General features: G+C 72.4%; 6 protein-coding genes. 2 read left to right on the top strand and 4 right to left on the bottom strand.

The features are described 5' to 3' along the window. Positions 1-32: 32 nt before the first annotated feature. The 4 genes from ETD83_RS38750 to ETD83_RS38730 form a co-directional block, all read right to left on the bottom strand. Positions 33-989 carry a serine hydrolase gene (locus tag ETD83_RS38750; RefSeq protein ID WP_138650160.1) on the bottom strand — a complete coding sequence of 319 codons (957 nt, stop codon included), beginning with the start codon at positions 987-989 and terminating at the stop codon, positions 33-35. A gap of 269 nt (positions 990-1,258) precedes the next feature. Further along, positions 1,259-1,822 carry an SRPBCC family protein gene (locus ETD83_RS38740; RefSeq protein ID WP_138650159.1) on the bottom strand — a complete coding sequence of 188 codons (564 nt, stop codon included), beginning with the start codon at positions 1,820-1,822 and terminating at the stop codon, positions 1,259-1,261. Between the two features lie 102 nt (positions 1,823-1,924). Then, the gene (locus ETD83_RS38735) at positions 1,925-2,608 is read right to left on the bottom strand and encodes a PIG-L deacetylase family protein (protein WP_138650162.1); all 684 of its coding nucleotides are present in this window, start codon (positions 2,606-2,608) and stop codon (positions 1,925-1,927) included. A 107-nt stretch (positions 2,609-2,715) separates the two neighbouring features. After that, on the bottom strand, positions 2,716-3,708 hold the full coding sequence (locus ETD83_RS38730) for a nucleoside hydrolase (protein WP_230421483.1): 993 nt from the start codon (positions 3,706-3,708) through the stop codon (positions 2,716-2,718). 74 nt (positions 3,709-3,782) lie between these two features. Between ETD83_RS38730 and dhaK the strand changes: the two genes are divergently transcribed. Both dhaK and dhaL read left to right on the top strand, forming a co-directional pair. Then, the gene (dhaK, locus tag ETD83_RS38725; RefSeq protein ID WP_138650158.1) at positions 3,783-4,778 is read left to right on the top strand and encodes a dihydroxyacetone kinase subunit DhaK; all 996 of its coding nucleotides are present in this window, start codon (positions 3,783-3,785) and stop codon (positions 4,776-4,778) included. Beyond that, positions 4,775-5,435: dihydroxyacetone kinase subunit DhaL (dhaL, locus tag ETD83_RS38720; protein ID WP_138650157.1), on the top strand; the 661-nt coding region annotated here is incomplete at its 3' end. The genes dhaK and dhaL, both read left to right, overlap by 4 nt.

The following is a 5,435-nucleotide window of genomic DNA, read 5'->3' as shown; positions in this document are numbered from 1 at the left end:
CAGCCCCGGACCGCGAACCCCGAACCCCGAATCTAAGGACGTGAGTCGCGCAGGGCGTCCACCACCATGTCCGACACGTGCTCGACGGTGGCCACGCCCGCCTCCATCGTCGGGCTGTCGCCGCTGCACACCGCCACGAGGAAGTCGTGATCGCGTCCGGTGATGCGGCCGATGCTGTTCACCGCCCAGCCATTGCCCTGATCGTGGACCGGCGTCCACCCGTTCTTCAGCGCCACCTTCTCGCCCGGACGCGCCGCCGCGCTGATCCCCCACGCCTGCTCGCCCACGACGGTGCCCATCAGGCCCAGGATGTACTGGCGGCCGGACACCTCGATCGGGCTCTTCTCCGACGCCAGGTTCGTGAGCAGCCGGACCTGGTCGGCCGGGCTCGTCCAGGACGACCCCCACGACGTCGAGAACGGCCTCGTGTCCGTCATTCCGAAGCGCTTGTTGGCCTTCCGGACGCCCTCGCCATGGCCGGCGTCGGAATACAGGGCGTTCGCCGCCGAATTGTCGCTCTCCCGGATCATCTGGCTCGCCAGGTCGCGCTCGCCAGCCGACAGACCCAGGTCGCGCTCGCCGTTCGCCGGGCTCAGGCCGCGCCCGCCGTGCGCCTGGCCCGACGCGCCGCGCTGCCGCTGCAGGATGAGGCTCGCCAGGATGTCGACCTTCATGATGCTGGCGCTGACGAAGTCGCCCTTCTCGTTCTCCCCGAACGAGAGGCCCGTGCGCAGGTCGGTGGCCATCACCCCCGCCTTGCCCGGACGTCTCCCGAGGTAGGCCCGGACGGCCCGCCGCAGCCCCGCCTGGTCGAACGGGCGGGCCTTGGCCACGGCCGCTCCCCGTCCGGCCGCCGGCCCGCCGGTCGGCTCGGTGGCGCCCATGACGACGCCCTTGCGCTGCGGCCCGTCCGAGACGAGCAAGTGGGCGGTGAGGCCCGCCCCCGTGGCGCCCGCCGCGACGGCGAGCGCGATGATATGACGTCGCATCGATCCCCCCGAATTCGTGCGACTTCCCCCGGCAATGCGGGGCTTCCGCGATATCGCGGACGATGTTGTGCCGTCGGCGCCGATCAGAGAGCGCCGGTCAGAAGGCGCCGGTCAGAAGGCGCCGATTACAGGACGCCGTACAAGACGCCGATAACCGGGACGCCGATAACCGGGACGCCGATAACCGGGACGCCGATAACCGGGACGCCGATAACCGGGACGCCGATAACCGGGACGCCGATTACAGGACGCAGGTCATAGGGCGCGCCTCATAGGGCGCCTGGCAGGCGGGCAGGGCAGCCGGGCTCGCAGTGCTCGGAATGCCGTGCCACGCGGCGGGCGTACGCGCCGAACCGGCGGCGCAGCATGGCCCGGGTGAACGAGCCGGTGCCCGGGAACCCGTGGAACGCGCCGCGCCAGCGGATCAGCGTTCCGTCGTGGTGCGGCTCCAGCGTGACGTCGGCCCGGAAGCGGCGCGTCAGAGGCCCGGCGAGCATGATGCAGGCGGCGAGCGCCGTGTAGCTCGCGAGCGCGGTGTAGCCGTAGTGCCGTGGCGGATCCCAGGCCACGACCTCCTCACGCCGCATCGGGACGTACCGGACGGCACCGATCCCGTTCGGATGCTCCTCGCCCGCGGACTCCCGCCTGGCACGCGTCCAGAATCCGCCCCATTCGCCCCACGCCTCCGCCACGCACAGATGCTTGAAGATCACGTCCGGCGCGGCCCTGGAGATGGCGGTGGCCTCGACCTCCTGTGCCCCGGAGATCTCCTGCGCACCGTCGATCTCCTGCGCCCCGCTGCCCTCCTGAGTCCTGTCGACCCCATGCGGCATGTCAACCCCCCGAGTTCCGTCACAAGGGGTACATGCCCGATCTGCTCGCCATTACGGCCTGTGAGCGAACATATTTGACGAGTGATGACCCTGACCGGCGGCTCAGGCGGTGTCGATGACCTGGAACGACTCGGCCAGCCGGCCTTCCGGGAACCCCGCCGCGGTGGCGTTGGCCGACAGCCAGCCCCGCAGCATGTCCGGCAGCCCGTCGCCCATGTGCCCGGTCTGGCTGACGTGCGCGCGCAGCGCGTTCAGCTTCCGGTCGAACCGCTCCGTGACGTCGACGTAGTGGTTCACGACCGGCCCGCCGCTGAACCACACCTCGCGCGCCGTCCAGGCGTCGAGACCCTCGTCGGCGAGCAGCTCCGGGAACGCGTACGGGTTGCGCGCGTCCGGGTAGACGGCGTCGAGCGCGGCCGAGCCCACCGCCCGGTGGTCGGGGTGGCTCGGATAGATCCGCTCGTAGTTGCGCTCGGGGCTCGGCATCAGCACCCGGTCAGGCCGCACCTGCCTGATGACGCGCGCGACGTCGCGGCGCAGCTCCAGCGTGGCCTCGACCCGGCCGTCCGGGTAGCCGAGCCACCGGACGTCGCTCACCCCGACGCACTTGGCCGCCGAGCGCTGTTCCTCCCGGCGCAGCGCGGCCATCTCCTTGCGCGTGATCCGGTCGTCGAACCCGCCCGCGTCGCCGTCGGTGACCATGAGGTACACCACCTCGATGCCCCGGTCCGTCCAGCCCGCCACCGTTCCCGCGGCGCCGAAGTCGACGTCGTCGGGATGGGCCATCACGACCAGGATCCGCCGCAGCTCACCGTCGTCCAGAACATCGGTCACGTTCCAACAGTAAAGACTCTGAACCGTAACTGGTACACCCGCAGATCAGGAGAGATCTCTCACGACTCGAAAGACTGGAGCGACGCGAGCAGCCGCTCCTGGAACGCCGCCACGTCGCTGCCGACCGCGACCTTGACCGGACGGCGCGTGTCCTCGGCGGGCAGCGACCGCGCGTCCCACACGGTCGTGCCGCGCGTCAGCTCGCCGCGCAGCTCCACCCGGACCGGACGGTGCGCGTACTCCCCGAGATCCGGGTCGACCGCCAGCATCGCGGCGAGCGCGTCGTGGATGACCGCGCCGCGGCGGCGGAGCGTCGGCGTGTAGGCGTCGATGTAGAAATCCAGGATGCGGGCCGCGAACCGGGCGACCGGGGTGCCGTGCGCGGCCAGCCGGTCCAGCCACTCGTCGTGGACGGCGGACGGGTGCGTGGCGTCCAGCGGCACCAGCACGACCGGCCAGTCCGCCGCGAACACCAGGTCGGCGGCCTCGGGATCGTGCCAGATGTTCGCCTCGGCGTGCGTGGTGATGTTGCCGGGGTGATCGAACGCGCCGCCCATGACGACGACCTCCCGGACCAGCGACGGCAGCTCCGCGTCCAGCAGCAGCGCCGCGCCCAGGTTCGTCAGCGGGCCGGTCGCGAGCAGCGTCAGCTCGCCGGGCATCGCGCGCGCCAGCCGGACGATCTGCGCGGCGGCCGGTTCGGCGACGGGCCGTCCCGCCGGTTCGGGCAGGTGCGTGTTGCCCAGGCCGTCCGTCCCGTGCCAGTCGACCGCGTAGTGGACGTCCTGCGCCATCGGCCGATCCGCCCCCACCGCGACCGGCACGCTCTGCCCACCGTCCTCGCCCGGCTCGCCCGCCTTGATCCCGGCCGCCTCCAGCACGCGTAGCGTGTTCAGTGCGCCGGTCAGCGGATGGACGTTGCCGTGGACCGTCCCGACGCCCACCAGCGTCGCCTCGCCCGCCTGGACGAGGGAGGCCAGGTACAGCAGCGTCATCGCGTCGTCGATGCCGGTGTCGCAGTCGTAGAGGAACGCCGGAGGTGCTTTCGTCACGGATGCAACCTATAACGGGCGATGATCGGTGATTGGGCCTGGGACGTCCGCCTCCACCAGGGTAGAGCTGAGACATGCGCAAACTCATCAACGCCCCGGCGGACGTGGTCTCCGACGCGCTGCGCGGCCTGGCCGCCGCGCATCCCTCGCTGAAGGTCGACCCGGACGGCGGGACGGTCGTGCGGGGGGACGCGCCGCGCGCCGGGAAGGTCGCCCTGGTGTCGGGCGGCGGGTCCGGGCACGAGCCGCTGCACGCCGGGTTCGTCGGTTACGGGATGCTCGACGCGGCCTGCTGCGGCGAGGTCTTCACGTCCCCGGTGCCGGACCAGATCATCGCGGCGACGATGGCGGTGAACGGCGGCGCCGGCGTCGTCCACCTGGTGAAGAACTACACAGGCGACGTCATGAACTTCCAGTTGGCCGCCGAGCTGGCCGAGGACGAGGACATCGAGGTCACGTCCGTCCTCGTGAACGACGACGTCGCCGTCGAGGACAGCACGTTCACCGCCGGGCGGCGCGGCACCGGCGCCACGCTGTTCGCCGAGAAGATCGCCGGTGCGCGCGCCGAGGAGGGCGCGGACCTCGCCGACGTGGCCGCGGTGGCGCGCGAAGTGAACGAGCGCAGCCGGTCGTTCGGCGTGGCGCTGTCGTCCTGCACCGTTCCGGCCGCCGGGACGCCCACGTTCGAGCTGGGCGAGGACGAGATGGAGCTCGGCATCGGCATCCACGGCGAGCCGGGCCGCGAACGCGTCAGGATCGGCACGGCGGCCGAGATCGTGGACGCGGCGCTGAGCGCGATCGACGCCGACATGCCGCTGTCAGGGTCCGAGGTCCTGGTGCTGGTCAACGGCATGGGCGGGACCCCGCTCATCGAGCAGTACATCGCCTACGCCGCCGCGGCCGAATGGCTGAAGGGGCACGGCGCGACCGTCGCCCGCCGGCTGGTCGGGCCGTTCGTGACGAGCCTGGAGATGGCCGGGTGCATGATCAGCGTGTGCCGCCTGACGCCCGAGCTGACCCGCCTCTGGGACGCGCCCGTCGAGACGCCCGGGCTGCGGTGGGGCCGGTGAACGCCGCGGATTTCGCGTCATGGATCCGGCACGCCGCCGACCTGATCTCCGCCGACGCCGACCGGCTCACCCGGCTGGACGCGGCCATCGGCGACGGCGACCACGGCCACAACCTCGACCGCGGCTTCCGCGCCGCCGTCGAGGCGCTGTCCGGCGGGACGCTCCCGGACGACGCCCCGCCGGGCAAGGTACTGATCGCCGCGGGCCGGGCCATCGTGTCCAAGACCGGCGGCGCGTCCGGCCCCCTCTACGGGACGGCCCTGCGCCGCGCGGGCAAGGCCCTAGGCGACGCCGCCGACGTGAACGCCGCCGCGCTCGGTGCCGCACTCCGGGCCGCGCTGGACGGCGTCCAGGACCTCGGCAAGGCGGCGGAGGGCGACAAGACGATGATCGACGCGCTGGCCCCCGCCGTCACGGCCTACGAGGAGTCCCTGGCAGACGGCTCGGGCCTGGCAGACGGCTCCGCCCTTGCGGCCTGCGTGGGCGCCGCCGCCGACGCCGCGTCCGAGGGCGCGGAGGCGACCGTCCCGATGCAGGCGCGCAAGGGAAGGGCCAGCTACCTGGGGCCGCGCAGCGTCGGGCACATGGACCCCGGCGCGTCGTCCACCGCCCTCATCCTGCGCGCTCTGGCCGACGTCACGGGGCCGGGGCCGGGGG

It is taken from the genome of Actinomadura soli (genome assembly GCF_005889715.1).
Classification (GTDB): domain Bacteria; phylum Actinomycetota; class Actinomycetes; order Streptosporangiales; family Streptosporangiaceae; genus Spirillospora; species Spirillospora soli.
The sequence above is the reverse complement of the archived record's forward strand: the minus strand, read 5'-3'. Positions and strand labels throughout refer to the sequence as shown.

Bases quoted from the DNA above. Each gene is read 5' to 3' on its own strand.
- ETD83_RS38750 (WP_138650160.1), bottom strand. From the start codon at position 989: ATGCGACGTCATATCATCGCGCTCGCCGTCGCGGCGGGCGCCACGGGG.
- ETD83_RS38735 (WP_138650162.1), bottom strand. From the start codon at position 2,608: ATGGCCCATCCCGACGACGTCGACTTCGGCGCCGCGGGAACGGTGGCG.
- ETD83_RS38740 (WP_138650159.1), bottom strand. From the start codon at position 1,822: ATGCCGCATGGGGTCGACAGGACTCAGGAGGGCAGCGGGGCGCAGGAG.
- dhaK (WP_138650158.1), top strand. From the start codon at position 3,783: ATGCGCAAACTCATCAACGCCCCGGCGGACGTGGTCTCCGACGCGCTG.